We start from the raw sequence: 22676 nt of genomic DNA on the forward strand, positions 1-22676 counted from the left end.
CGAATTAATAGCACCCTGAACCGTTAATGCGTGACATGGTTTCAGAATTGGACTATTCCTTTGGGTGCTCTTGACGGCTATTTTTGATATGATTTGAGATTCATCTCTCATTTTTGTGAAAAATATAAGGTGTTGGAATGTATAAATCCGACCAGGAGACCTAATGATATTGACTCCCATTCGACGATATGGGGCAATGATTCTTATGTTACTCACCGTTGCATTTTCGGGTGAGGTGCTGGCAAAGACACACACGGCGACAACGAGTCACAAGCCCCAGGTAATCAAGACAAGTAATACACAGGTAAGCAGTAAACAAGAGTATTCTCGCAATAGTGCAAAGAGTAGTTCACTTCCTGATTTGCGAAAATACCCTTCCGGAACACCAAGGAAAAAAGCGTTTCTCCGGACGGTTATGCCTTATATTACCAGTCAAAATGCTGCCATTACGGCAGACCGTAACTGGCTGATTTCAAAACAGTACCAGAACCGCTGGTCACCGACTGAGCGTACGCGTATGAAAGACATCGCGAAGCGCTACAAGGTGAACTGGTCTGGCAACACGCGTAAAATTCCGTGGAATACGCTGCTTGAGCGCGTAGACATTATCCCGACCAGTATGGTGGCAACCATGGCTGCGGCTGAAAGTGGCTGGGGTACGTCGAAGCTGGCGCGTAGCAACAACAACCTGTTTGGCATGAAATGTGGCAAAGGTCGTTGTAACAATGCACCGGGTAAAGTGAAAGGCTACTCACAGTTTGAATCGGTGAAAGAGTCGGTGAATGCCTACGTCATTAACCTGAACACGCATCCGGCTTACTCTTCTTTCCGTAAGTCACGTGCGCAACTGCGTAAAGCCGATCAGGAAGTCACCGCTACCGCGATGATTCATAAGCTGAAGGGTTATTCCACTAAAGGACAGAGCTACAACAACTATCTGTTCGCAATGTATCAGGATAACCAGCGTTTAATCGCCGCGCATATGTAACTCTGTGTGCCGGATGGCGGCTTCGCCGCATCCGGCAATATTCCTCACAGCAACACTTCGCTGTTCACATCGCGATACTCTTTGGGCGTCGTGTCATACTCTTTCTTAAAGACCGAATAAAAGTATTGCAGAGACGGATAGCCGCACATCTGTGAAATTTCGTTGATTGAAAGCGTGGTAGAAATCAACAGGCTGCGCGCTTTTTCCAGCTTTTCGGCATGAATCACGGCGTGGATAGTCTCTCCGACCTCTTCTTTAAAACGCTTCTCCAGATTCGAACGAGAAATCCCCACTGAATCCAGCACTTGTTCAACCTTAATACCTTTACAGGCATGGTTGCGGATAAAGTGCATCGCCTGAATCACCGCCGGATCGGTTAATGAACGGTAGTCGGTTGAGCGGCGTTCAATGACGCGCACCGGAGGAACCAGTGTACGTTGCAGCGGCAGCTCTTCATTTGCCAGTAAACGATGTAAGAGTTTAGCGGCCTGATACCCCATCTGCCTGGCTCCCTGGGCCACGGATGACAGCGCCACCCGCGACAGATAGCGGGTCAGTTCTTCGTTGTCGATCCCAATCACACACAGCTTTTCCGGTACTGGAATATGCAGGTGCTCGCAGACTTGCAGGACGTGCCGTGCCCGCGCGTCGGTAACGGCGATAATACCGGTTTGCGGCGGTAGTGTTTGTAGCCAGTCCGCCAGACGATTTTGCGCGTGCTGCCAGTTTTCCGGTGCGGTTTCCAGCCCCTGATAGACAACGCCGCGGTACTTCTCTTTGGCAACCAGCTGGCAAAACGCATATTCACGTTCCGCGGCCCAGCGTTTGCCGCTTGAAGAAGGCAGACCATAAAACGCAAAGCGGTTAACCCCTTTCTCTTTCAGATGCAGGAAAGCGCTTTCTACCAACGCGTGGTTATCGGTGGCGATGTAATGAACTGGGGGATAATCTTGCTCCAGATGGTAGGAGCCTCCAACGCCGATAATGGGAACCTCCACATCGGCAAGTAATTGTGCAATGTCATCATCGTCATAATCAGCAATAACGCCGTCGCCTAACCAGTCTTTAATATTATCGATACGGGCGCGGAAATCTTCCTCAATGAATATATCCCACTCGGATTGCGATGCCTGTAAATATTCACCCACTCCTTCTACCACCTGGCGGTCATAGGCTTTATTGGCATTAAATAACAGAGTGATGCGGTGACGTTTATCAAACATAAGAACCTGTCCTGGAAAGGTTAACGTGGGCCTGTCGATACTAGCAAAATCGCAGGTACGACTGCTTGATGAAGCGTGACAAATTTCTTATTTGCCTGGTGCTACGCAAAATTCACATACTGCCAGTGGGATGACAATTGCCATTTTTTATCTGCGCATTACGGTTTTTTGTTTATTGGCTAACCTTCGATCGCGATCGCTTTTTTATTTCGTTTTTCAGAGCGTTTTTTTGGGAGCCAGCGCACGTTTGGGTATTCTCTTAATAGCGGTGTGAAATAACGTAATTGAGCAATAAATCAGGAAATTCCAGTATAGCTACATCGCAGTTTACTTACCGTATTACCTGATTATGGAGCTTATTATGCCGGCTTATTTTGACCAACTCGATCGTGTTCGTTTTGAAGGCACTCAATCCACCAACCCGCTCGCATTTCGCCATTACAACCCTGACGAAATCGTATTGGGCAAGCGCATGGAAGATCATCTGCGTTTTGCTGCCTGCTACTGGCATACCTTCTGCTGGAACGGGGCGGATATGTTCGGTATGGGCGCTTTCGATCGTCCATGGCAGCAGCCTGGTGAAGCTCTGGCGCTGGCGAAACGCAAAGCGGATGTGGCATTTGAGTTTTTCCACAAGCTGAACGTGCCTTACTACTGCTTCCATGACGTGGATGTTTCGCCGGAAGGTGCGTCTTTGAAAGAGTACAAAAACAACTTTGCGCAGATGGTTGATGTGCTGGCGGCAAAACAGGAACAGAGCGGCGTGAAGCTGCTGTGGGGTACAGCAAACTGCTTCACTAACCCACGCTACGGTGCGGGTGCGGCCACAAACCCAGATCCAGAAGTGTTCAGCTGGGCAGCCACGCAGGTGGTTACGGCCATGGATGCCACGCACAAGTTAGGTGGTGAAAACTACGTTCTGTGGGGCGGTCGTGAAGGTTATGAAACGCTGCTGAATACCGATCTGCGTCAGGAGCGTGAGCAGATTGGTCGTTTCATGCAATTAGTCGTGGAACACAAACACAAAACTGGTTTCCAGGGCACTTTGCTTATCGAGCCGAAACCGCAGGAACCGACCAAGCACCAGTACGACTACGATGCGGCGACCGTGTACGGATTCCTCAAGCAGTTCGGTCTGGAAAAAGAGATCAAACTGAATATTGAAGCCAACCACGCTACGCTTGCAGGCCATTCGTTCCATCACGAAATCGCCACCGCTATCGCGCTGGGTCTGTTTGGCTCTGTCGATGCCAACCGCGGCGATGCACAGCTGGGCTGGGATACCGACCAGTTCCCGAACAGCGTAGAAGAGAATGCCTTGGTGATGTACGAAATCCTGAAAGCGGGTGGCTTCACCACCGGCGGCCTGAATTTTGATGCCAAAGTACGTCGTCAGAGCACCGATAAATACGATCTGTTCTATGGTCATATTGGCGCGATGGATACCATGGCACTGTCGCTGAAAATTGCGGCCCGTATGATTGAAGACGGTGGCCTGGATCAGCGTGTGGCTAAACGTTATGCCGGTTGGAATGGTGAGCTGGGCCAGCAAATTCTGAAAGGCCAGATGACGCTGACAGAAATTGCGCAGTACGCTGAACAACACAACCTGGCGCCAGTGCACCAGAGCGGTCATCAGGAATTGCTGGAAAATCTGGTAAACCATTATTTGTTCGACAAATAACGGGTCTCTGAGAACGTCCGTAAGCCCGGTCAGCTAGCGCTACCGGGCCTTTCTTTAAGGAACGATGCCTTATGTATATCGGGATAGATCTTGGCACATCAGGCGTAAAGGCCATTCTGCTCAATGAGCAGGGCGATGTGGTGGCTTCACAAACGGAGAAACTCACCGTCTCGCGCCCGCATCCGTTATGGTCAGAACAAGACCCTGAGCAGTGGTGGCTGGCAACGGATCGCGCGGTAAAAGCACTGGGTCAGCAGCATTCACTCCGCAAGGTGAAAGCGTTGGGGATTGCCGGGCAGATGCACGGTGCGACGCTACTGGATGAACAACAGAAGGTATTGCGTCCGGCTATCTTATGGAACGACGGTCGCTGTGCTGAAGAGTGCGTGATGCTGGAGAATCAGGTTCCGCAGTCTCGAGCGATCACTGGCAACCTGATGATGCCTGGCTTTACCGCGCCAAAACTGCTGTGGGTGCAACGCCACGAGCCGGAGATTTTCAACCAGATTGATAAAGTCCTGCTGCCGAAAGATTACCTGCGTTTGCGCATGACCGGTGATTTTGCCAGCGATATGTCTGATGCGGCAGGGACAATGTGGCTGGATGTCGCGAAGCGTGACTGGAGCGATGTCATGCTGGCTGTCTGTAAACTGACTCGCGCACATATGCCTGCGCTCTATGAAGGCAGCGAGATTACCGGAACCTTATTGCCAGACGTCGCCAAAGCCTGGGGAATGGAGGAGGTTGCGGTGGTTGCCGGAGGCGGTGATAACGCGGCGGGCGCGGTTGGCGTAGGCATGATGAATGCCGGTCAGGCGATGCTTTCGCTGGGGACATCCGGCGTCTATTTTGCGGTGAGTGATGGTTTCCTAAGCAAACCGGAAAGTGCGGTTCACAGTTTTTGCCATGCTTTGCCTGAGCGATGGCATCTGATGTCTGTAATGTTAAGTGCGGCATCGTGTCTGGACTGGGCGGCAAAATTAACCGGACTGGCGAGCGTTCCTGCGTTGATTGACGCTGCGCAACAGGCGGATGAACACGCGGAGCCGGTCTGGTTTTTACCTTATTTGTCCGGCGAGCGTACGCCGCATAACAATCCGCAGGCCAAGGGCGTATTTTTCGGTCTGACGCATCAGCATGGTCCGGCAGAACTGGCACAGGCGGTGCTGGAAGGTGTGGGTTTTGCGCTGGCTGACGGTATGGACTTGGTACATGCCTGTGGCATTCAGCCCGCCAGCATTACGCTGATCGGCGGCGGGGCACGTAGCGAATACTGGCGTCAGATGCTATCTGACATCAGCGGATTGCAGCTGGATTACCGTACCGGCGGTGACGTTGGCCCTGCACTCGGCGCGGCGCGCCTGGCGCAAGTTGCCATGAATCCGCAAACGTCGTTATCAGAGTTACTGCCTCAGCTTACGCTGGAGCAGGCGCATTATCCTGACGCGGAGCGTCATGCTCGTTATCAACAGCGTCGAGAAACCTTCCGTCGTATCTATCAGCAATTACAACCGCTGATGTCCTGACCACTTTCCCCTCTGGCTAGCAGAGGGGAATTTGCCGCATGCATATATCCACAAAAATAATAAATTACACGTATGGATGTATTCTGAAAGTCCTGTGTAGTCGCTTTTTTCTGCGTTGTCTTTAGCGGGTTATTCATATTGTATCCATGATGGATAAGGAGATCCCAATGAAGACAACCAGGCTGTTGCCATGGATATTATTCCTCTCAGGCATACTGACTTACAGTATCGGTTTATGGCGCGCATGCCCGTTACTGAGCGGCAAGGGGTATTTTTTGGGGGCATTGATGACGGGGATGTTCGTTACGTATGCCTATCAACGTGCAGTAAATCTCAATCAAATTGATGAACGCTTCGCTTCCGTGTGTCAGATGGTGGTGCTCATCACGATAGGGTTGTTGCTGGTGGGGGTGTGGAATGCCCCGTTGGCGCCCTTTGAAATAGGGTTATACCCGGCAGCATTCTTCGTCTGTTTAATGGGGCAATTTTTTCTGCAGCGTTCGCGTAATCAGGCGCTGCCTGGAGACACCTAACTCACCAGCCTGCGCGTATCGATACGTTGCAACAATACGGACAGCAGCAGGCTTCCCGCCAGCGTGGCGCTGAAAATCCACAGCATATCCAGCGGTGGCCAGTTTTTGAGTTCAATTCCGTTGGTACGTAGTGCGTGAATGATCAGCGCATGAAAACCATATATGCCCAATGAATGGCGAGAAATAAGGCCCAGTAGCGGCAGAGTACGTGTGCTGAGCGTATTTTTGACCAGCGTCAGGAGCGAGGCGGCGCAAATAAATACCGCTGGGCCGCAGTAGAGGTACCAGGTGTCGGCAAAATTGCCTCGCCAGCGCAGTTCATGCAATGTGCCACGAGAAATAATAAATACTGCGGTAATAAATACCGTCGCACAGAGCCAGCTGAGCGCACGCTTTTGCGTATCCATCATGCCAATCGCCCGGCCCAGCATGCCGTACAGGATGTAATAGAAAGTATCGCCACTGATGTACAGGTTGACTGGGAGCCACTCAAAGCCGCCGATTTTTTGCGAGACGGTATTGGGATTGGCAATCACCCCAATCACAACCATGAGCGCCAGTAGCATCTTGCCGCTGATATTTTTCACCTGTATCAGCGGAGAAACCAGGTAGATGACGGCGATCGCGAAGAAAAACCACAGATGATAGAACACCGGCTTTTGCAGCAGGTTCTTCAGCGACAGCTCAGCGTTGATCGAGGTAAACAGCAGGATATAGGCCAGTGCCACGCTGCTGTAAAACAGAATGCAAAGCGCGATGCGCAGGAAATGGCGCGGTTTGGCGCTACGCTCACCAAAGAACAGATAGCCCGAAATCATAAAGAACAGCGGAACGCTGACGCGAGAGGCTGAATTGAGCACGTTAGCCAGATCCCAATTCAACGGGCTGACGCTTTGCGCATTGGTGATGTACCAGGTTGTGGTGTGGATCATCACGACCATTAAACAGGCTATCCCGCGCAGGTTATCAATCCAGAAAATTTTGGGCTGCATCAGTTCCTCTGTGTCCATTAAAAAAAGTCTGACCGATATTTTGCGAACGTAGCTCACTGGAATAATCCGAGTTCTTACGCTAAAGCTTGAGATGGTCTGATGAGATTCTCAAAATAGGATCTGTTTCCAGACACTAATAATAAGACTGACCAGCAAACCAGGCGGTAATAAAATGATGATGAAGTATTTCTTTCCCGCGATCGCTGCCCTTTTGCTGGTAGCGTGCGCTGACACACAATCGTCTGCACCTGCGCAGAAAGCGCAAAAGGTTAAGGTCAGTGCCACGCGTTCGCTGGATATGGAGTCATTGTGCAAAAATGAGGCGGCGCAACGCTACAACACTGGCGCGCAGAAAATTGATATCTCCGGCCTGGAACAATTCCAGGGCAGCTATGAGATGCGTGGTTCTACCTTCCGTAAAGAGAGTTTTGTCTGTTCTTTTGATGCAGACGGGCAGTTTTTGCACCTTTCCATGCGCTAAGTTCCCCCTTTTTCCCGTTTCGTACTGTATATCTTGCAGCCAGCGGGTATACTGATCGCTTCCTTTAAATCCACACGTATCCAGCACGAAATAATATGCAAAAGTTTGATACCAGGACCTTCCAGGGCTTGATCCTGACCTTACAGGATTACTGGGCTCGCCAGGGCTGCACCATTGTTCAACCATTGGACATGGAAGTCGGCGCGGGAACATCTCACCCAATGACCTGCCTGCGTGCGCTGGGGCCGGAACCGATGGCGACTGCTTATGTGCAGCCTTCTCGTCGTCCGACCGATGGCCGCTATGGCGAAAACCCGAACCGCTTACAGCACTACTATCAGTTCCAGGTAGTGATTAAGCCTTCTCCGGACAACATTCAGGAGCTGTACCTGGGTTCTCTGAAAGAGCTGGGTATGGACCCGACCATTCACGATATCCGTTTCGTGGAAGATAACTGGGAAAACCCGACGCTGGGTGCCTGGGGTCTGGGTTGGGAAGTGTGGCTGAACGGCATGGAAGTGACGCAGTTCACCTACTTCCAGCAGGTTGGTGGTCTGGAATGTAAACCAGTAACCGGGGAAATTACCTACGGTCTGGAACGTCTGGCCATGTACATTCAGGGCGTAGACAGCGTTTACGACTTGGTCTGGAGCGACGGCCCGCTGGGTAAAACCACGTACGGCGACGTGTTCCATCAGAACGAAGTGGAGCAATCCACCTACAACTTCGAATACGCCGACGTGGACTTCCTGTTCACCTGCTTCGAGCAGTACGAAAAAGAAGCGCAGCAGTTGCTGGCGCTGGAAAATCCGCTGCCGCTGCCTGCGTATGAACGTATTCTGAAAGCCGCCCATAGCTTCAACCTGCTGGATGCGCGTAAAGCCATCTCCGTCACCGAGCGTCAGCGCTATATCCTGCGCATTCGCACCCTGACTAAAGCAGTGGCAGAAGCTTACTACGCTTCCCGTGAAGCCCTTGGCTTCCCGATGTGCAACAAAGACAAATAAGAGGCGGCCATGTCTGAGAAAACTTTTCTGGTGGAAATCGGCACTGAAGAGCTGCCACCAAAAGCACTGCGCAGCCTGGCTGAGTCCTTTGCTGCAAACTTTACCGCGGAGCTGGATAACGCTGGCATCGCGCACGGCAACGTTGAGTGGTTCGCCGCGCCGCGTCGTCTGGCGCTGAAAGTCGCGAATCTGGCGGAATCTCAACCCGATCGCGAAGTTGAAAAACGCGGTCCGGCCATTGCCCAGGCGTTTGACGCTGAAGGCAAACCGAGCAAAGCGGCAGAAGGTTGGGCACGTGGCTGCGGCATCACGGTTGATCAGGCTGAGCGTCTGACTACCGACAAAGGCGAATGGCTGCTGTACCGTGCGCATGTAAAAGGCGAAAGCGCAGAAACGCTGCTGCCAAACATGATCGCCACGTCACTGGCGAAGCTGCCTATCCCGAAACTGATGCGCTGGGGCGCGTCTGATGTCCACTTCGTGCGTCCGGTTCACACCGTGACCCTGCTGCTGGGCGACAAAGTGATTCCGGCAACGATTCTGGGCATTCAGTCCGATCGCGTGATCCGCGGGCACCGCTTTATGGGCGAGCCGGAATTCACCATCGATTCTGCCGATCAGTACCCGGAAATCCTGCGTGAGCGCGGCAAAGTAATTGCGGATTACGCTGAGCGTAAAGCGAAAATCAAAGCCGATGCTGAAGAAGCGGCGCGTAAGATTGGCGGTAACGCTGATCTGAGCGAAAGCCTGCTGGAAGAAGTCACCTCGCTGGTGGAATGGCCGGTAGTGCTGACCGCGAAGTTCGAAGAGAAATTCCTCGCAGTTCCGTCTGAAGCGCTGGTACACACCATGAAAGGTGACCAGAAGTACTTCCCGGTTTACGCGAACGACGGCAAACTGCTGCCGAACTTTATCTTCGTTGCCAACATCGAATCGAAAGATCCGATCCAGATTATCTCCGGTAACGAGAAAGTCGTTCGTCCGCGCCTGGCGGATGCCGAGTTCTTCTTCAATACCGACCGTAAAAAACGTCTGGAAGACCATCTGCCGCGTCTGCAAACCGTGCTGTTCCAACAGCAACTGGGTACGCTGCGCGACAAGACTGACCGTATCCAGGCTCTGGCGGGCTGGATTGCTGGTCAGATTGGCGCTGATGTTAACCACGCAACGCGTGCTGGCCTGCTGTCCAAGTGTGACCTGATGACCAACATGGTCTTCGAGTTCACCGACACCCAGGGTGTGATGGGCATGCACTACGCGCGTCACGATGGCGAAGCGGAAGATGTAGCCGTGGCGCTGAACGAACAGTATCAGCCGCGTTTTGCCGGTGATGATCTGCCGTCGAACCCGGTAGCTTGTGCCGTGGCGATTGCTGACAAGATGGACACCCTGGCGGGTATCTTCGGTATTGGTCAGCATCCGAAAGGCGACAAAGACCCGTTTGCGCTGCGTCGTGCTGCGCTGGGTGTGCTGCGTATTATCGTTGAGAAGAACCTGAATCTGGATCTGCAAACGCTGACCGAAGAAGCGGTTCGTCTGTATGGTGACAAGCTGACCAACGCCAACGTGGTGGATGACGTTATCGACTTTATGCTCGGTCGCTTCCGCGCCTGGTATCAGGACGAAGGTTACACCGTCGACACCATTCAGGCCGTACTGGCACGTCGTCCGACTCGTCCGGCTGATTTTGACGCACGTATGAAGGCGGTTTCGCACTTCCGTACGCTGGAAGCCGCGTCCGCGCTGGCTGCCGCGAACAAGCGTGTATCGAACATCCTGGCGAAGTCTGAAGAGACGCTGAATGACCGCGTGAATGCGGCGACGCTGAAAGAGCCGGAAGAAATTGCGCTGGCAATGCAGGTTGTCGTGCTGCGCGATAAGCTGGAGCCTGTCTTCGCTGCCGGTCATTACCAGGAAGCGCTGGTTGAGCTATCGGCGTTACGTGAACCGGTCGATGCGTTCTTCGAGAAAGTGATGGTTAACGTGGAAGATAAAGATCTGCGTATTAATCGCCTGTCTATGCTCGAAAAACTGCGTGAGCTGTTCCTGCGCGTAGCGGATATTTCTCTGCTGCAGTAACGGCCCTGAGCTGACTTAGAAAATGCCGGATGGCGGCTTCGCCTTATCCGGCATTTTTTTATGTTATTAGCGCAACTGCAATTTTGTCAGACAGGTCTGGCTGTCTTCCATCGTCTTAATAGGATACTCCGCCGTTTTACCGTTGTAGCTCACTGCGATGGTGCCTTCCATATTGCGCGGTAGCCATACCCCGACAAAGCCATTACGGCCGCTCTTCATCGCTTTTTGTACCACCACATCACCCTTGTTATCCGTCACTTTGACATTGAATGTCTTCTCCGGCATTTCGCCCTGGCAGCCAGAAAGGCTGTGGTTGAAGCAAGGATGTGTTTGCCATTCATACGGGGCAAACGACAGATAGAACTTGTCACCGAGCGGCAGGGTATAAACCTGATCGCCCGAAGAGAGCTTCAACGCGGTGCTGGTGATGGACGCTGAGTACGGCAGCGGGCGACTCTGCGGAGACCGATCAATCGTCTCTACGATTTGTTCGACGGATTTTCCGCTGAGCCCGTGTTCGGCCAGGAAAGTGGCTTCTGGGGTAGCCGCGAACGCAGTACCGGTGGTGAGCAAACCTAAAATCAGTAGCAGTGAGGATTTCGACATAGCTTCAATTCCTTGTGAAAGTTGTGGAATATAGACTGGCTCACTATAAAGCTTGCCCTTAGGGAAAGGTCAAAGGGACGACGGGTAAAGTAATGCAAAGAAGCGTTTGGGTGGGGGGGCTTACGAAGTACAGATAAAAAAAATCCCCGCCGTTTGGCAGGGATTCAGAATTTTGAGCTTTTTAAGCTTACAGGCTGGTTACGTTGCCAGCTGCCGGGCCTTTAGCGCCGCTTTCGATGGTGAAGGAAACTTTCTGACCTTCGTCCAGAGATTTGTAGCCATCGTTCTGGATAGCAGAGAAGTGTACGAACACGTCTTTAGAGCCATCGTCAGGAGTGATGAAGCCGAAACCTTTGTCAGCGTTGAACCATTTTACGATACCAGTCATTTTACCGGACATAGTGTATTACCTTTTAAAAAATAAGTGTGCCTTTCGGCGATATGGCGTGCTTTACAGATTTTTTAACAGTAAAGGAAATGCTCACTACGAAGGGTATCAACGATAACTCTTGAAGGGACTTGCCTTACTAACTGCTGTAATGGTCTGTACGTCAAACCGTTGAGGGCATTAACTCATTTTACGCATGTGGATGCAACTACTATTTTCTTTTTTGTGGATAACCTTCGTAAAGGAACGGCCCTGTTACAGGGCCGTTCTTAAGCAAAATTGAAAAATAGTTCAATCCATCAGTTGCTTACTTAATCTTGGATCTGCCTGAATCAAGCGCATTAACTTCAATTCGGTAATGGAAGGCTTTACGCGTTTAGACTCCCATTCATGAACCATCGCGACAGTCACACCCATCACTCGGGCAAAATCATCTGTTTTTAAACCTGTCCCTCGTCGTAACTGTTCAAATTCGGTGAAAGGGTTGGTTTTTTGCGGCAGAGTGACCGTCTGCGATACATCTTTAAAAACAATCTGCTCCAGACTGCTTAGCAGTTCAAACATAGGATCTTTGTATTCCATTGAGAACTCCTACAAATCACACAGCGGGATCGTGAATTTCTTCGAAGCTCATTAAGAGTAGTCGGAAAAAATGAAGCCGGATTTAAGGTTTGTGTGATGGATTCGTTTCAGCGGATCGCAGGTGATAATCTTTTGCTGGCTAACGAACTGATAAAGGTCGGGATCTCCGAACGATCGATTCCGATTGTAAAGATGACTAAAATATGACGCCGAGTGGTAAATGCAGCATTGTTTAGCAAAATGAACGGTGGTGGGAACGGTTATTTTCCCCCACAAGATTACGCGGAAAGGGTATCTTGCGGGGCTGACCTGGACTATCCTTGTCAACGTCAGGCACGCGGGTGTCGTTGTGCGCATTTTTGGGTGAAAGGAGTATTAAAATGGCGACAGGTAAGTCCTGCTCTCGCTGGTTTGCGCCTGTTTTGGCGCTCTTAATGGTAGTTGGCCTGAGTGGGTGTTTTGATAAAGAAGGCGATCAACGCAAAGCGTTTATCGATTTTCTGCAGAATACTGCAATGCGTAGCGGAGAGCGTTTACCAACGCTGACCGCCGATCAGAAAAAACAGTTTGGCCCGTTTGTGTCCGATTACGCGATTCTGTATGGCTATTCGCAGCAGGTTAATCAGGCGATGGACTCCGGTCTGCGCCCGGTGGTTGATAGCGTAAATGCGATTCGTGTTCCTCAGGATTATGTGACTCAGCGTGAACCGCTGCGTCAGGCAAATGGTGCGCTAGGTGTATTAGGGCAACAGTTGCAGAATGCGAAACTACAGGCAGATGCTGCGCATGGCGCGCTGAAGCAGGGCGAAGATCTGAAGCCGGTCTTTGATCAGGTGTACAACAAAGTTGTTACTGCACCAGCAGAGGCCTTACAGCCGCTGATCCCTGCCGCGCAAATTTTCACGCAGCAGTTGGTGCAGGTTGGTGATTTTGTGGCGCAGCAGGATACGCAGGTGAGCTTTGTCGCCAACGGTATCCAGTTCCCAACGTCACAGCAGGCAAGTCAGTACAATACGCTGATTGGCCCGTTGGCTGCTCAGCATCAGGCATTTAATCAGGCCTGGACTGCTGCGGTGAATGCCGCTCAGTAATTAAGATACGGTAATACATGAAAGGCCGGGTGAGCGTAAGCGCTACCCGGCCTTTTGTTTATGATGCGACCTGCGGGTTTACGCAGTTCTTCTCAACGCGTCCTTGCAGCGCATCGATTAAGTTATCCACCGCACAGGCCGCCATGTTGTAGCGCGTTTCGTGCGTGGCTGAACCAATGTGCGGTACGGCCACCACGTTGGGCAGTGACAGCAGCGGTGAGTCTACCGGTAATGGCTCTTGCTCAAATACATCCAGGCCAGCGGCATGAATTTCGCCTTTTTGCAGGGCGGCAATCAACGCTTTTTCATCGACCACCGGGCCACGTCCGGCGTTAATGAAAATGGCGGAAGACTTCATTTTGGCAAACTGCTCGGTGCTGAACAGATGATGCGTTTCGTCGGTTAACGGCAGGATCAGGCAGACAAAATCAGACTCCTGCAACAGCGTATCGAGGTCGCAGTAACGTGCATTAAAGCGTTCTTCTGCTTCCTGATGATGACGGCGCGCATTATAGAGAATCGGCATGCTAAAGCCGAAATGCGCACGTTGTGCCAGCGCCAGCCCAATGCGGCCCATACCGACAATCCCCAGCGTTTTGTGGTGTACATCGGTACCAAACCAGTCCGGTCCGATACTTTTGGTCCATTCGCCGACCTTTACCCGTTCGGCAACTTCCACTACGCGGCGAGCGGTGCTTAACACCAGCGCCATTACTGTATCGGCGACGGTTTCCGTCAGCACGGTTGGCGTGTGCATCAACAGCACCTTACGCGCGTTGAGGGCATCGACGTCGAAGTTGTCATAGCCTACGGAAATCGTGGATGTCGCACGCAGCCTGGGCATTTTCTCCAGCAGAGCGGTATTGACGGCTTCACTGGAGCCCAGCAGACCTTCTGCATTGGCAAAAGCGTCGGCGCGCTGTGCGACCGTTTCCGGGCGCAGGTTAGGCACCTGAGTCACAGTAAAATGCTCTTCCAGGCGATGCAGTAAATCGTCAGGTAACGCTTTATAGAGAATAATGGACGGCTTCATGCGAATCTCCGTAAGTTAAAATTTAAGCGTGGCGTGCGCCAACCGGAATTTGGGAATTATTAGCAGGCTTAACAATTAGAGTTAGCCATACTGAGACAAAAAGCGCTACCCCCATAAAAATGTACGAGGCGGACGGGCTGCCGGTTGCGCCATTGAGGTAGCCGACAAACCATGAACCGAAGAACGAGCCCAGCGCGCCCATGCTGTTGATCAGTGCCATTGCCCCTCCGGCGACGTTGCGCGGCAGCATTTCTGGGATGATGGCGAAGAAGGGACCATAGGGGGCATACATTGCCGCGCCTGCAATAACTAACAGCGTGTAAGAAATCCAGAAGTGGTCTGCACCTACGGCCCAGGAGCCGATAAACGCGAAAGCGGCTATTAATAACAGTGGCCAGACAAACAGCTTACGGTTTTGCAGCTTATCGGACGCCCAGGAGACGAGGATCATCGCCGCCGTCGCTGCCAGATACGGTACGGATGACAGCCAACCAACTTCCACCATCCCCAGGTTTGCGCCGCCGTTGCGGATAATCGACGGCAGCCACAGGACAAAACCATAGACGCCAATACTCCAGGCGAAATACTGCATACACAGCAGGATGACGTTACGTGAGCGGAAAGCCTCGCTATAGTTACGTACGGCTTTGATGCCTTGCTGCTCTTTTTCCAGTTGTGCCTGAAGGGCGGCTTTTTCAGATTCTGACAGCCAACCGACCTGAGACGGTTTGTCTTTTACCAGCACCCACCAGCAGAACGCCCAGATGATGGCCGGGAAGCCCTCGATGATGAACATTTCCCGCCAGCCCAGCGCCTGAATCAGGTAACCGGAAACCACGGACATCCACAGGACGGTGACCGGATTACCGAGGATCAGGAAAGTGTTTGCGCGCGAGCGTTCAGATTTCGTAAACCAGTTGCTGATGTAAATCAGCATTGCCGGCATCACGGCGGCTTCAACGACGCCAAGAATAAAGCGGATGGCGGCAAGCATTGGAATATTGCTGACCATGCCGGTTAACGACGCGCATGCGCCCCAGAGGATCAGACAGACAAAAATCAGTTTTCGTACGCTACGGCGTTCAGCGTAAATTGCGCCCGGGATCTGAAAGAAGAAATAGCCGAGGAAAAACAGCGCGCCCAGCAGGGAAGAAATCCCCTTGGTAATGCCGAGGTCCTCGTTGATACCGGCGGCGGAGGCGAAGCTGAAGTTCGCGCGATCAAGGTACGCCAGGCTATACGTGATAAACACGATTGGCATGATGTACCACCAGCGTTTTGCTGCATTAGTTGAGCTATTCATAGACTGCCCTCTGGTTATGCTGATACGCCGCCTCTGTATGTAGGGTACAGAGTTGGCCGGGAGTTTATTCCCCTAATTGTTCACGTGTGGGTAATCCTTCGCTGTCGCCCTGAACCTGAATGGCCAGTGCGCCAATTTTATTGCCGCGGGTCACCGCCTGATGCAGCGAGCGGCCTTCCAGCAGGGCGCTAATAACGCCCACGGCAAAGCCATCGCCTGCGCCGACCGTATCGACCACGTTGTCGACTTTTACCGGCGCAACACAGCCTTGTTCGCCGCTGGCGGTTTTGTACCAGGCGCCATCAGCCCCGGTTTTCACGATCACGGCCTTTACTCCGTGGCGCAGATAAAAGTCGGCGATGGCTTCAGCCGTTTGTTGCCCGGTTAAAATCATGCCCTCTTTTAAACCTGGTAAAACCCAGTCAGCCTGGAATGCCAGCCGGTTCAGTTTTTCCACCATCTCGGCTTCGCTTTTCCACAGCACCGGGCGCAAATTCGGGTCGAACGAGATGGTCTTCCCCTGGGCCTTCATGGTGCGGGCGGTATGCGCCAGTAGTTCATAAGAGCTGGCAGAAAGTGCTGCCGCTACGCCGCTCAGGTGCAGGTGGCGCGCGCTGGCGAAATAGTCCTCGTGATAATCTTCAATGCTGAGGTGGCTGGCAGCGGAACCTTTGCGGAAATATTCCACAATGGGATCGGTTCCATTTTCAACCTTAGATTTAAGCTGAAAGCCAGTCGCGTAACGCCCGTCCTGGGTGACTCCCTGCGCATCAATCCCTTCTTTTTCCAGCGACTTAACGATAAAACGGCCAAAGCTGTCGTTGCCAACGCGGCTCACCCAACCGACCTTCAGGCCCAGACGAGCAAGACCGGTCGCCACGTTGAGCTCCGCGCCTGCAACGCGCTTGATAAACTGCTCCACATCCGCCAGTTCGCCGGTTTGCGTGGCGACAAACATCGCCATCGCTTCACCAATAGTGACCACATCCAGTGAATTTTTCATGCGTTACTCCTCGCGTAACAGCTCGACGTAGCGGCGGGTAACCGCCGTCAAATCCTGCCCTTCCAGGGGGAACTCAATGCCGCGCGGGACATCGTTGGGCAGCGTTTTTAGCAGCGCCAGCCAGCGCGGATCGGCTGCATCAGGTGGTACGGCGCGGTAGCTGTCGCGATGTGCAACTGCGGCTTTGACATGGATATACCCAACGGTTGACGCCAGGTTCTGCGCCGCCTGTTCCGGGGAGTCGCCCACCCACAGCCAGTTGCCCATATCGAAGGTTAAAGATATCGGCAGGTTTTGCGCCTGACAGGCTTCGTTAAAGCGCTGCATCGGCTGCAGGCGTCCGCAGTCGGTCTGATCGTTCTCGACAACCAGCTCCATTCCGCTGTTGTCCAGCCATTGGCGTAGAACGTTGAACTGTTCGGTATGGGAAAAATGGCCGAGGGAGACTTTTAACCACAGTGCCTGCAAGGCCTGCGCTTCCTCAAGTAGTTCTGGAAGACGGGGGTTGAGGTTACCGTCCTCAAGGAACAACGGTTCAGGCGCAGAGTAACAGGCCAGCAGGCCGAAGATTTCGATCGCAGAGGCCATCGTTGACAGCGTTTTCAGCTCGGCCTCGGTTAATAGCTCGCGGCGGATTTCGACGCCGTCAGCACCGGCTTCAGCGATAATGGGCAGCATTGCCGTTTGCCCGCCTGCGGCCCGTACCTGGTCGTGACCGTAAGCGGCTGTGACCACCATAATTTTTCTTTTCATGGAAACTCCAGACTAGCGTTCTTGTTATAACGCTAGATGGAACCGGTTCCAAAGAAAAGCCCATGATGTCGAATTTATGATCACCATCACGAAGGTAATTTAACGGGCGGTAGAGCCTCGCACGATCAGCTCGCCGGAGAAGACCTGTTCCTGAATGGCAGCGGAGCCGCCATCAATCCGGCGCACAACCTGCTCAACGGCGGTGTAACCAATCTGCCAGGTGGGTTGTTTCAACGTGGTAATACCAACGCCCGCCAGCTCTGCCCATTCCAGTTCGTCAAAGCCGAGTAAGCCAATGTCGCTCCCCCAGTTGAGGCCAATGCGTTTCAGGGCGCGGGCTACTTGTAGCGTGAGGGCACCGTTGGCAGAGATAACGGCTTTGCGCATGCCACGATGCTGCTGGTGAAACTGGCGCAGGGTGTCGTCCAGTTGCGTATTGTCCGTGAGCGGGACTTCGGCATTTTGCGCGATAACGCCGGGGTATTGCGCGAGCGTGGCGCGAAAAGCGCTCAGGCGTTCGCGGCGGGTATTCACCATGCCGAGTGGTTCGCTGAGGAACAGGATGGCTTCAAAACCTTGTTCGACCAGATGTTCGGTGGCAACCGTTGCCGCCTGGGTGTTATCCAGCCCGACCATATCACAGGCGAAATCGGGAATTTTACGGTCAATCAGTACCATCGGCAGCGCAGACTGTTGCAGGCGGTTCAGCCCCTCTTCGCGCATCCCGACGGCGTTGACCACAATCCCTTCGACCTGGTAGCTGCGCAGCAGATCGAGATAATGCAGTTCCTGATCCACTTCGTTGTTGGTGTTACACACCAGCGGGGTAAAGCCCTTATCGCGACAGGCGGCTTCAATACCGCTTAACACGTTGACAGAGTAGGGATTGGTAATATCGGCGATGATCAGGCCAATCAGGCGGGTACGACCGTGTTTCAGGCCCCTCGCCATCAGGCTGGGACGGTAGTCGAGATCGGCAATGGCTTGTTCAATGCGGGCCAGCAGCGCGTCGGAAAGCAGGTGCTTTTCACCGTTGAGATAACGTGAAATGCTGGTCTTGCCGGTTTTTGCGGCTTTCGCCACATCGCTGATGGTTGCCCGTGTTGATTTGCTCATCGCTGATTTCCCTGAATTTGGTGACAACACCTTAACGCGAAAATCAACGATGGCAAGTGCTTCATGCCGGATGGGCGCGGACTGTCTCCATCCGGCACAAAACGTTACTGGATCGGGCTTAAGGTAATTTCTACGCGGCGGTTTTGCGCTTTACCTTCCGCTGTGCTGTTGCTGGCGATTGGATTTGCTGGGCCCATACCCTGAGTGCGGATGCGGTTAGCTGCGACCCCTTGAGTGATCAAGGCGCTGGCAACGGAGTCTGCGCGCTGCTGCGACAGACGCATATTCAGATCCTGGCTACCGGTGCTGTCGGTGAAGCCCAGCACGTTGACGGCGGTTTTATTGTACTCTTTCAGTACCATCGCCACGCCGGTCAGGGTGTTAGCACCCGCAGGCTTCAGGTTGGCACTGCTGCTGTCGAAGGTGACGTTGTTTGGCATGTTCAGAATGATGTTATCGCCACTGCGCGTCACGCTGACGCCCGTTCCCTGCATTTTTTCGCGCAGTTTCGCTTCCTGCACGTCCATGTAATAGCCGATACCACCGCCAACGGCCGCGCCAGCCGCTGCGCCAATCAGTGCGCCTTTGCCGCGATCTTTCTTCGAAGAAGAGAGTGCGCCAATGCCCGCGCCGACCAGAGAGCCAATACCTGCGCCAATGCCGGATTTACCCGCTTCGCGTTCGCCGGTGTAAGGGTTTGTTGTGCAGCCAGAAACCGCCAGGGCGCCGCTCACGATGGCAGCAATAACAAATACACGTTTCTTCATCTTAATTCCTTAATGACTTTTTCTTCTTTGCCACAGCGACCGTGGCGGTTGATTATGACGTGTGAACATGAAGAAAATTCCAGGGAAGACTCTGAAATTTGTAAGTAACATTGAACGGCATAATAAATAAGCCGTTACATCGCATTCAGGAGCGCCATCTTGGCTAATTCACCCGCACATTACTCGGTGTTAACCGCCGCCCACTGGGGACCAATCCTCGTCGACACTGATGGTGAGACGGTTTTCTCCTCGCGTGGCGCGCTGCCCACCGCTCATCCCAACTCTTTGCAAACCGTGGTGCGCGACCAGGTTCACAGTAAAACGCGGGTACGTTTTCCGATGGTGCGTAAAGGGTTTCTCGCCTCGCCGGAGAACCCACAGGGCGTACGTGGGCAGGATGAGTTTGTTCGCGTCAGTTGGGACGACGCGCTGAATCTTATCCATACGCAGCATAAACGCATCCGTGACAGCTACGGCCCGGCCTCAATTTTTGCCGGTTCGTACGGCTGGCGTTCCAACGGCGTGTTACACAAAGCGGCGACCCTGTTACAGCGTTATATGGCGCTGGCGGGCGGTTATACCGGGCATCTGGGGGATTACTCGACGGGGGCTGCGCAGGCGATCATGCCGTACGTGGTGGGCGGGAACGAAGTTTACCAGCAGCAAACCAGCTGGCCGGTGGTGCTGGAGAACAGCGAGGTGGTGGTGTTGTGGAGCGCCAATCCGCTCAACACTCTCAAGATTGCCTGGAACGCGTCCGATGAGCAGGGCCTCGCGTACTTTGAGGCATTGCGCGACAGCGGTAAACGGTTGATCTGTATCGATCCGATGCGATCGGAAAGCGTCGATTTCTTTGGCGATAAGATGGAATGGATTGCCCCGCATATGGGGACCGACGTAGCGCTGATGCTGGGCATCGCGCATACGCTGGTGGAAAACGGCTGGCATGACGAGGACTTTCTCGCCCGGTGTACCACCGGATATGACCGTTTTGCCGACTACCTGCTGGGTAAATCTGATGATGTTGCAAAAACGGCAGAATGGGCGGCAGATATTTGTGGCATTCCGGCGGCGAAGATACGCGAACTTGCGGCGATATTTCACCAAAATACCACCATGCTGATGGCCGGATGGGGAATGCAGCGCCAGCAGTATGGCGAGCAGAAACACTGGATGATTGTCACCCTGGCCGCCATGCTCGGACAAATCGGGACGCCAGGCGGCGGTTTTGGGCTGTCGTACCATTTTGCCAACGGCGGCAACCCAACGCGCCGGGCTGCGGTACTGGCTTCAATGCAGGGCAGCGTTAAAGGCGGCACCGACGCGGTAGATAAAATTCCGGTGGCACGAATTGTTGAAGCGCTGGAGAACCCCGGTGGTTTTTACCAGCACAACGGCATGGACCGTCATTTCCCGGACATTCGCATGTTGTGGTGGGCGGGTGGCGCTAACTTCACCCATCATCAGGACACTAACCGTTTAATTCGCGCCTGGCAAAAACCGGAGCTGGTGGTCATCTCGGAGTGTTTCTGGACCGCAGCAGCAAAGCATGCCGATATCGTGCTGCCAGCAACCACCTCCTTTGAGCGTAATGATTTGACCATGACCGGCGATTACAGCAACCAGCACCTGGTGCCGATGAAGCAGGTCGTACCGCCGCAGGACGAAGCGCGAAATGATTTTGATGTCTTTGCCGAGCTGAGTGAGCGCTGGGAAAAGGGCGGATATGAACGGTTCACCGAAGGTAAAAGCGAACTGGCGTGGCTGGAGACTTTTTACAATATTGCCGGGCAACGTGGGGCCAGTCAGCAGGTGACATTGCCGCCTTTCGCCGAGTTTTGGCAGCGCAACGCCCTGATCGAAATGCCGGAAAACGCCGCCAGCGCACAGTTTATCCGTTTTGCGGATTTTCGCCGCGACCCGCAGGCGCATCCGCTGAAAACGGACAGCGGAAAAATTGAAATCTACTCCGCGAGGATTGCAGGTTACGGTTACGCGGACTGCGGGGGGCACCCGATGTGGCTGGAGCCGGATGAGTGGTTCGGTAACGCCGAACCGGACCAGCTACAGCTGCTTTCCGCCCATCCGGCGCACCGTTTGCATAGTCAGCTTAACTACAGTGCGCTACGTGAGCAGTACGCGGTAGCGGATCGTGAGCCGATAACGATTCATCCGCAGGACGCCCACGCGCGCGGCATTGCGGATGGCGATACGGTCAGGGTGTGGAACCAGCGCGGGCAAGTTCTGGCGGGCGCGGTGGTGACGGCGGGTATTAAACCCGGCGTCATCTGTATTCATGAAGGCGCGTGGCCTGATTTGGATCTCGCAGTGAACGGTATTTGTAAAAATGGCGCCGTCAACGTGCTGACCAAAGATCTCCCCAGCTCGAAGTTGGGGAATGGCTGCGCGGGCAATACTGCGCTGGCGTGGCTTGAAAAATATAGCGGACCAATGTTGGCGCTTACGGCGTTTGATCCGCCTGCCAGCCCATAATCCACGTGGGGTGGTGAGTCTCTTCCTGCCATGCGCCGTCTTCAATGCGAAAACCCAGCGCATGGTAGAAGTTCACCGCTGATTGATTCTTCTGGTAGACCTCAAGGCTGAGTATCGAAAAGCGCTGCTGGACATGCTGCACCAGCGCTTTGCCGATCCCGCTTCTGATGGCGGCAGGTGCGACAAACAGCGCGCCGAGAAAGCGGTCATCAATCACGCTGGCAAAGCCTTTGAGCTCGCCTTCTTCTTCCCAAACCCAGGTTTGCGCGGCTGGCAGATAAACATCCCGCACCACGGATTCACTTTCGCGCCAGTAGCGCTCTTCGATAAACGGATGGGCATGGATTGTGCTTTCCATCCACAGCGCCAGAATTGACGGCAGATCTTCAGCCTTGGATTCACGAATCATGTTGTTCTCCCGGATAACAGATGCAGCTGGTGACATGGTCGTTGACCAGGCCGCACGCCTGCATAAAGGAGTAACAAATGGTGGTGCCGACAAACTTAAATCCGCGTTTTTTTAACGCTTTAGACAGCGCGTCTGACGCAGGCGTGGAGGTGGGAATATCACTCAGGTTGGCGGCGCGAGTCACTTGCGGTTGGTTATCAACAAATGACCAGACGAATTCGCTAAACGACTCTCCGTTTTGCGCCATCGTCAGAAAAGCGCGAGCGTTGCCGATAATGGCCTGAATTTTTCCGCGATGACGAATAATGCCGGCATCCAGTACCAGCCTTTCCACATCCTCTTCGGTCATGGCCGCCACTTTTTCCGGATCAAAATGGTGGAAAGCGTGGCGATAATTTTCCCGTTTCTTGAGTACGGTAATCCACGATAACCCGGCCTGCTGACCTTCCAGGCAGATCATTTCGAACAGTTTATTACCATCAGTTTCGGGGACGCCCCATTCCTTGTCGTGGTAGGCAATGTAAAGTGGATCCTGACTGACCCATCCGCAACGCTGCATATTCTTCCTCGCTGTTTTTACTGGCGTAAAAATTTCATTCGGCCCGCCTTGACGCGCCAG

Annotated in this window: 22 protein-coding genes; 9 read left to right on the forward strand and 13 right to left on the reverse strand. The window is 53.3% G+C overall.

The genetic code is table 11. From position 1 onward, the window contains the following. The first annotated feature begins 163 nt into the window (after positions 1 to 163). Positions 164 to 988, forward strand: coding sequence for a protein bax (locus IB222_RS00770; RefSeq protein ID WP_003827364.1), 825 nt, complete (start codon positions 164 to 166; stop codon positions 986 to 988). Positions 989 to 1032: 44 nt separating this feature from the next. Here the strand turns inward: IB222_RS00770 and xylR are convergent, their stop codons facing one another. After that, the gene (gene xylR / locus IB222_RS00775) at positions 1033 to 2211 is read right to left on the reverse strand and encodes a D-xylose utilization transcriptional activator XylR (protein ID WP_003827365.1); all 1179 of its coding nucleotides are present in this window, start codon (positions 2209 to 2211) and stop codon (positions 1033 to 1035) included. Between the two features lie 361 nt (positions 2212 to 2572). On the opposite strand from xylR, the gene xylA reads away from it, so the two are divergent. The 3 genes from xylA to yiaB all read left to right on the forward strand — a co-directional run bounded on the left by xylA (position 2573) and on the right by yiaB (position 5954). Beyond that, positions 2573 to 3895 (forward strand): xylose isomerase, encoded by a 1323-nt coding sequence (gene xylA / locus IB222_RS00780; RefSeq protein WP_003024252.1) that lies wholly within the window; start codon positions 2573 to 2575, stop codon positions 3893 to 3895. Positions 3896 to 3966: 71 nt separating this feature from the next. Further along, positions 3967 to 5421 carry a xylulokinase gene (xylB, locus tag IB222_RS00785; protein WP_149384383.1) on the forward strand — a complete coding sequence of 485 codons (1455 nt, stop codon included), beginning with the start codon at positions 3967 to 3969 and terminating at the stop codon, positions 5419 to 5421. 167 nt (positions 5422 to 5588) lie between these two features. After that, positions 5589 to 5954 carry an inner membrane protein YiaB gene (gene yiaB / locus IB222_RS00790; RefSeq protein ID WP_149384384.1) on the forward strand — a complete coding sequence of 122 codons (366 nt, stop codon included), beginning with the start codon at positions 5589 to 5591 and terminating at the stop codon, positions 5952 to 5954. On the opposite strand, the gene IB222_RS00795 is transcribed toward yiaB, so the two are convergent. Beyond that, positions 5951 to 6946, reverse strand: coding sequence for an acyltransferase (locus tag IB222_RS00795; RefSeq protein ID WP_003827371.1), 996 nt, complete (start codon positions 6944 to 6946; stop codon positions 5951 to 5953). The two genes, yiaB and IB222_RS00795, sit on opposite strands and share 4 nt — an antisense overlap. Positions 6947 to 7118: 172 nt before the next feature. On the opposite strand from IB222_RS00795, the gene IB222_RS00800 reads away from it, so the two are divergent. From IB222_RS00800 to glyS, 3 genes are all read left to right on the forward strand, one after another. Next, a complete protein-coding gene (locus IB222_RS00800) occupies positions 7119 to 7427 on the forward strand; it encodes a YsaB family lipoprotein (protein ID WP_020996059.1) in 309 nt (102 codons plus the stop codon). 95 nt (positions 7428 to 7522) lie between these two features. Then, positions 7523 to 8434, forward strand: coding sequence for a glycine--tRNA ligase subunit alpha (gene glyQ / locus IB222_RS00805; protein WP_001168551.1), 912 nt, complete (start codon positions 7523 to 7525; stop codon positions 8432 to 8434). A 9-nt stretch (positions 8435 to 8443) separates the two neighbouring features. After that, complete coding sequence (gene glyS, locus IB222_RS00810; protein ID WP_148361336.1) at positions 8444 to 10513, forward strand: glycine--tRNA ligase subunit beta; 2070 nt, start codon at positions 8444 to 8446, stop codon at positions 10511 to 10513. 66 nt (positions 10514 to 10579) lie between these two features. Here glyS and cueP read toward each other — a convergent pair whose 3' ends face one another. From cueP to IB222_RS00825, 3 genes are all read right to left on the reverse strand, one after another. Beyond that, positions 10580 to 11119 carry a copper-binding periplasmic metallochaperone CueP gene (gene cueP / locus IB222_RS00815; RefSeq protein ID WP_148361337.1) on the reverse strand — a complete coding sequence of 180 codons (540 nt, stop codon included), beginning with the start codon at positions 11117 to 11119 and terminating at the stop codon, positions 10580 to 10582. A gap of 187 nt (positions 11120 to 11306) precedes the next feature. Next, a complete protein-coding gene (cspA, locus tag IB222_RS00820; protein ID WP_000014594.1) occupies positions 11307 to 11519 on the reverse strand; it encodes an RNA chaperone/antiterminator CspA in 213 nt (70 codons plus the stop codon). A 279-nt stretch (positions 11520 to 11798) separates the two neighbouring features. Then, complete coding sequence (locus IB222_RS00825) at positions 11799 to 12089, reverse strand: HTH-type transcriptional regulator (protein ID WP_079939655.1); 291 nt, start codon at positions 12087 to 12089, stop codon at positions 11799 to 11801. A gap of 380 nt (positions 12090 to 12469) precedes the next feature. Between IB222_RS00825 and IB222_RS00830 the strand changes: the two genes are divergently transcribed. Next, the gene (locus IB222_RS00830; protein ID WP_003827386.1) at positions 12470 to 13180 is read left to right on the forward strand and encodes a DUF3053 domain-containing protein; all 711 of its coding nucleotides are present in this window, start codon (positions 12470 to 12472) and stop codon (positions 13178 to 13180) included. Positions 13181 to 13238: 58 nt separating this feature from the next. On the opposite strand, the gene ghrB is transcribed toward IB222_RS00830, so the two are convergent. From ghrB to IB222_RS00860, 6 genes are all read right to left on the reverse strand, one after another. Then, positions 13239 to 14213 (reverse strand): glyoxylate/hydroxypyruvate reductase GhrB, encoded by a 975-nt coding sequence (ghrB, locus tag IB222_RS00835; protein WP_149384385.1) that lies wholly within the window; start codon positions 14211 to 14213, stop codon positions 13239 to 13241. Between the two features lie 22 nt (positions 14214 to 14235). Then, entirely contained in the window at positions 14236 to 15516 is a 1281-nt protein-coding gene (locus IB222_RS00840) for an MFS transporter (protein ID WP_048215328.1), read from the reverse strand. Between the two features lie 64 nt (positions 15517 to 15580). Then, complete coding sequence (locus IB222_RS00845) at positions 15581 to 16519, reverse strand: sugar kinase (RefSeq protein WP_148361338.1); 939 nt, start codon at positions 16517 to 16519, stop codon at positions 15581 to 15583. A 3-nt stretch (positions 16520 to 16522) separates the two neighbouring features. Further along, a complete protein-coding gene (locus IB222_RS00850; protein WP_148361339.1) occupies positions 16523 to 17272 on the reverse strand; it encodes a sugar phosphate isomerase/epimerase in 750 nt (249 codons plus the stop codon). Between the two features lie 99 nt (positions 17273 to 17371). Further along, positions 17372 to 18388, reverse strand: coding sequence for a LacI family DNA-binding transcriptional regulator (locus IB222_RS00855; RefSeq protein WP_005133828.1), 1017 nt, complete (start codon positions 18386 to 18388; stop codon positions 17372 to 17374). A gap of 104 nt (positions 18389 to 18492) precedes the next feature. Beyond that, the gene (locus IB222_RS00860; RefSeq protein ID WP_003827397.1) at positions 18493 to 19155 is read right to left on the reverse strand and encodes an OmpA family lipoprotein; all 663 of its coding nucleotides are present in this window, start codon (positions 19153 to 19155) and stop codon (positions 18493 to 18495) included. A 159-nt stretch (positions 19156 to 19314) separates the two neighbouring features. On the opposite strand from IB222_RS00860, the gene IB222_RS00865 reads away from it, so the two are divergent. Further along, complete coding sequence (locus IB222_RS00865) at positions 19315 to 21648, forward strand: molybdopterin guanine dinucleotide-containing S/N-oxide reductase (protein ID WP_126317252.1); 2334 nt, start codon at positions 19315 to 19317, stop codon at positions 21646 to 21648. Here the strand turns inward: IB222_RS00865 and IB222_RS00870 are convergent. Together IB222_RS00870 and tag are read right to left on the reverse strand one after the other, a co-directional pair. Continuing rightward, the gene (locus IB222_RS00870) at positions 21617 to 22057 is read right to left on the reverse strand and encodes an N-acetyltransferase (RefSeq protein ID WP_003827401.1); all 441 of its coding nucleotides are present in this window, start codon (positions 22055 to 22057) and stop codon (positions 21617 to 21619) included. The genes IB222_RS00865 and IB222_RS00870 overlap by 32 nt on opposite strands. Further along, positions 22047 to 22616, reverse strand: coding sequence for a DNA-3-methyladenine glycosylase I (gene tag / locus IB222_RS00875; protein WP_003827403.1), 570 nt, complete (start codon positions 22614 to 22616; stop codon positions 22047 to 22049). The genes IB222_RS00870 and tag overlap by 11 nt, the downstream gene beginning before the upstream one ends. Positions 22617 to 22676 lie beyond the last annotated feature (60 nt).

Origin of the sequence: Citrobacter sp. C13, assembly GCF_014596815.2 — a bacterium.
GTDB lineage: Bacteria > Pseudomonadota > Gammaproteobacteria > Enterobacterales > Enterobacteriaceae > Citrobacter > Citrobacter portucalensis.

What these genes read in the sequence shown, in the direction of transcription:
- IB222_RS00855 (WP_005133828.1), bottom strand. Translation starts at nt 18,388, where the DNA reads ATGAGCAAATCAACACGGGCAACCATCAGCGATGTGGCGAAAGCCGCA.
- IB222_RS00845 (WP_148361338.1), bottom strand. Translation starts at nt 16,519, where the DNA reads ATGAAAAATTCACTGGATGTGGTCACTATTGGTGAAGCGATGGCGATG.
- cspA (WP_000014594.1), bottom strand. Translation starts at nt 11,519, where the DNA reads ATGTCCGGTAAAATGACTGGTATCGTAAAATGGTTCAACGCTGACAAA.
- IB222_RS00840 (WP_048215328.1), bottom strand. Translation starts at nt 15,516, where the DNA reads ATGAATAGCTCAACTAATGCAGCAAAACGCTGGTGGTACATCATGCCA.
- cueP (WP_148361337.1), bottom strand. Translation starts at nt 11,119, where the DNA reads ATGTCGAAATCCTCACTGCTACTGATTTTAGGTTTGCTCACCACCGGT.
- xylR (WP_003827365.1), bottom strand. Translation starts at nt 2,211, where the DNA reads ATGTTTGATAAACGTCACCGCATCACTCTGTTATTTAATGCCAATAAA.
- IB222_RS00830 (WP_003827386.1), top strand. Translation starts at nt 12,470, where the DNA reads ATGGCGACAGGTAAGTCCTGCTCTCGCTGGTTTGCGCCTGTTTTGGCG.
- glyS (WP_148361336.1), top strand. Translation starts at nt 8,444, where the DNA reads ATGTCTGAGAAAACTTTTCTGGTGGAAATCGGCACTGAAGAGCTGCCA.
- IB222_RS00870 (WP_003827401.1), bottom strand. Translation starts at nt 22,057, where the DNA reads ATGATTCGTGAATCCAAGGCTGAAGATCTGCCGTCAATTCTGGCGCTG.
- xylB (WP_149384383.1), top strand. Translation starts at nt 3,967, where the DNA reads ATGTATATCGGGATAGATCTTGGCACATCAGGCGTAAAGGCCATTCTG.
- IB222_RS00795 (WP_003827371.1), bottom strand. Translation starts at nt 6,946, where the DNA reads ATGCAGCCCAAAATTTTCTGGATTGATAACCTGCGCGGGATAGCCTGT.
- IB222_RS00850 (WP_148361339.1), bottom strand. Translation starts at nt 17,272, where the DNA reads ATGAAAAGAAAAATTATGGTGGTCACAGCCGCTTACGGTCACGACCAG.
- IB222_RS00825 (WP_079939655.1), bottom strand. Translation starts at nt 12,089, where the DNA reads ATGGAATACAAAGATCCTATGTTTGAACTGCTAAGCAGTCTGGAGCAG.
- glyQ (WP_001168551.1), top strand. Translation starts at nt 7,523, where the DNA reads ATGCAAAAGTTTGATACCAGGACCTTCCAGGGCTTGATCCTGACCTTA.
- ghrB (WP_149384385.1), bottom strand. Translation starts at nt 14,213, where the DNA reads ATGAAGCCGTCCATTATTCTCTATAAAGCGTTACCTGACGATTTACTG.
- IB222_RS00770 (WP_003827364.1), top strand. Translation starts at nt 164, where the DNA reads ATGATATTGACTCCCATTCGACGATATGGGGCAATGATTCTTATGTTA.
- IB222_RS00800 (WP_020996059.1), top strand. Translation starts at nt 7,119, where the DNA reads ATGATGATGAAGTATTTCTTTCCCGCGATCGCTGCCCTTTTGCTGGTA.
- xylA (WP_003024252.1), top strand. Translation starts at nt 2,573, where the DNA reads ATGCCGGCTTATTTTGACCAACTCGATCGTGTTCGTTTTGAAGGCACT.
- IB222_RS00860 (WP_003827397.1), bottom strand. Translation starts at nt 19,155, where the DNA reads ATGAAGAAACGTGTATTTGTTATTGCTGCCATCGTGAGCGGCGCCCTG.
- yiaB (WP_149384384.1), top strand. Translation starts at nt 5,589, where the DNA reads ATGAAGACAACCAGGCTGTTGCCATGGATATTATTCCTCTCAGGCATA.
- tag (WP_003827403.1), bottom strand. Translation starts at nt 22,616, where the DNA reads ATGCAGCGTTGCGGATGGGTCAGTCAGGATCCACTTTACATTGCCTAC.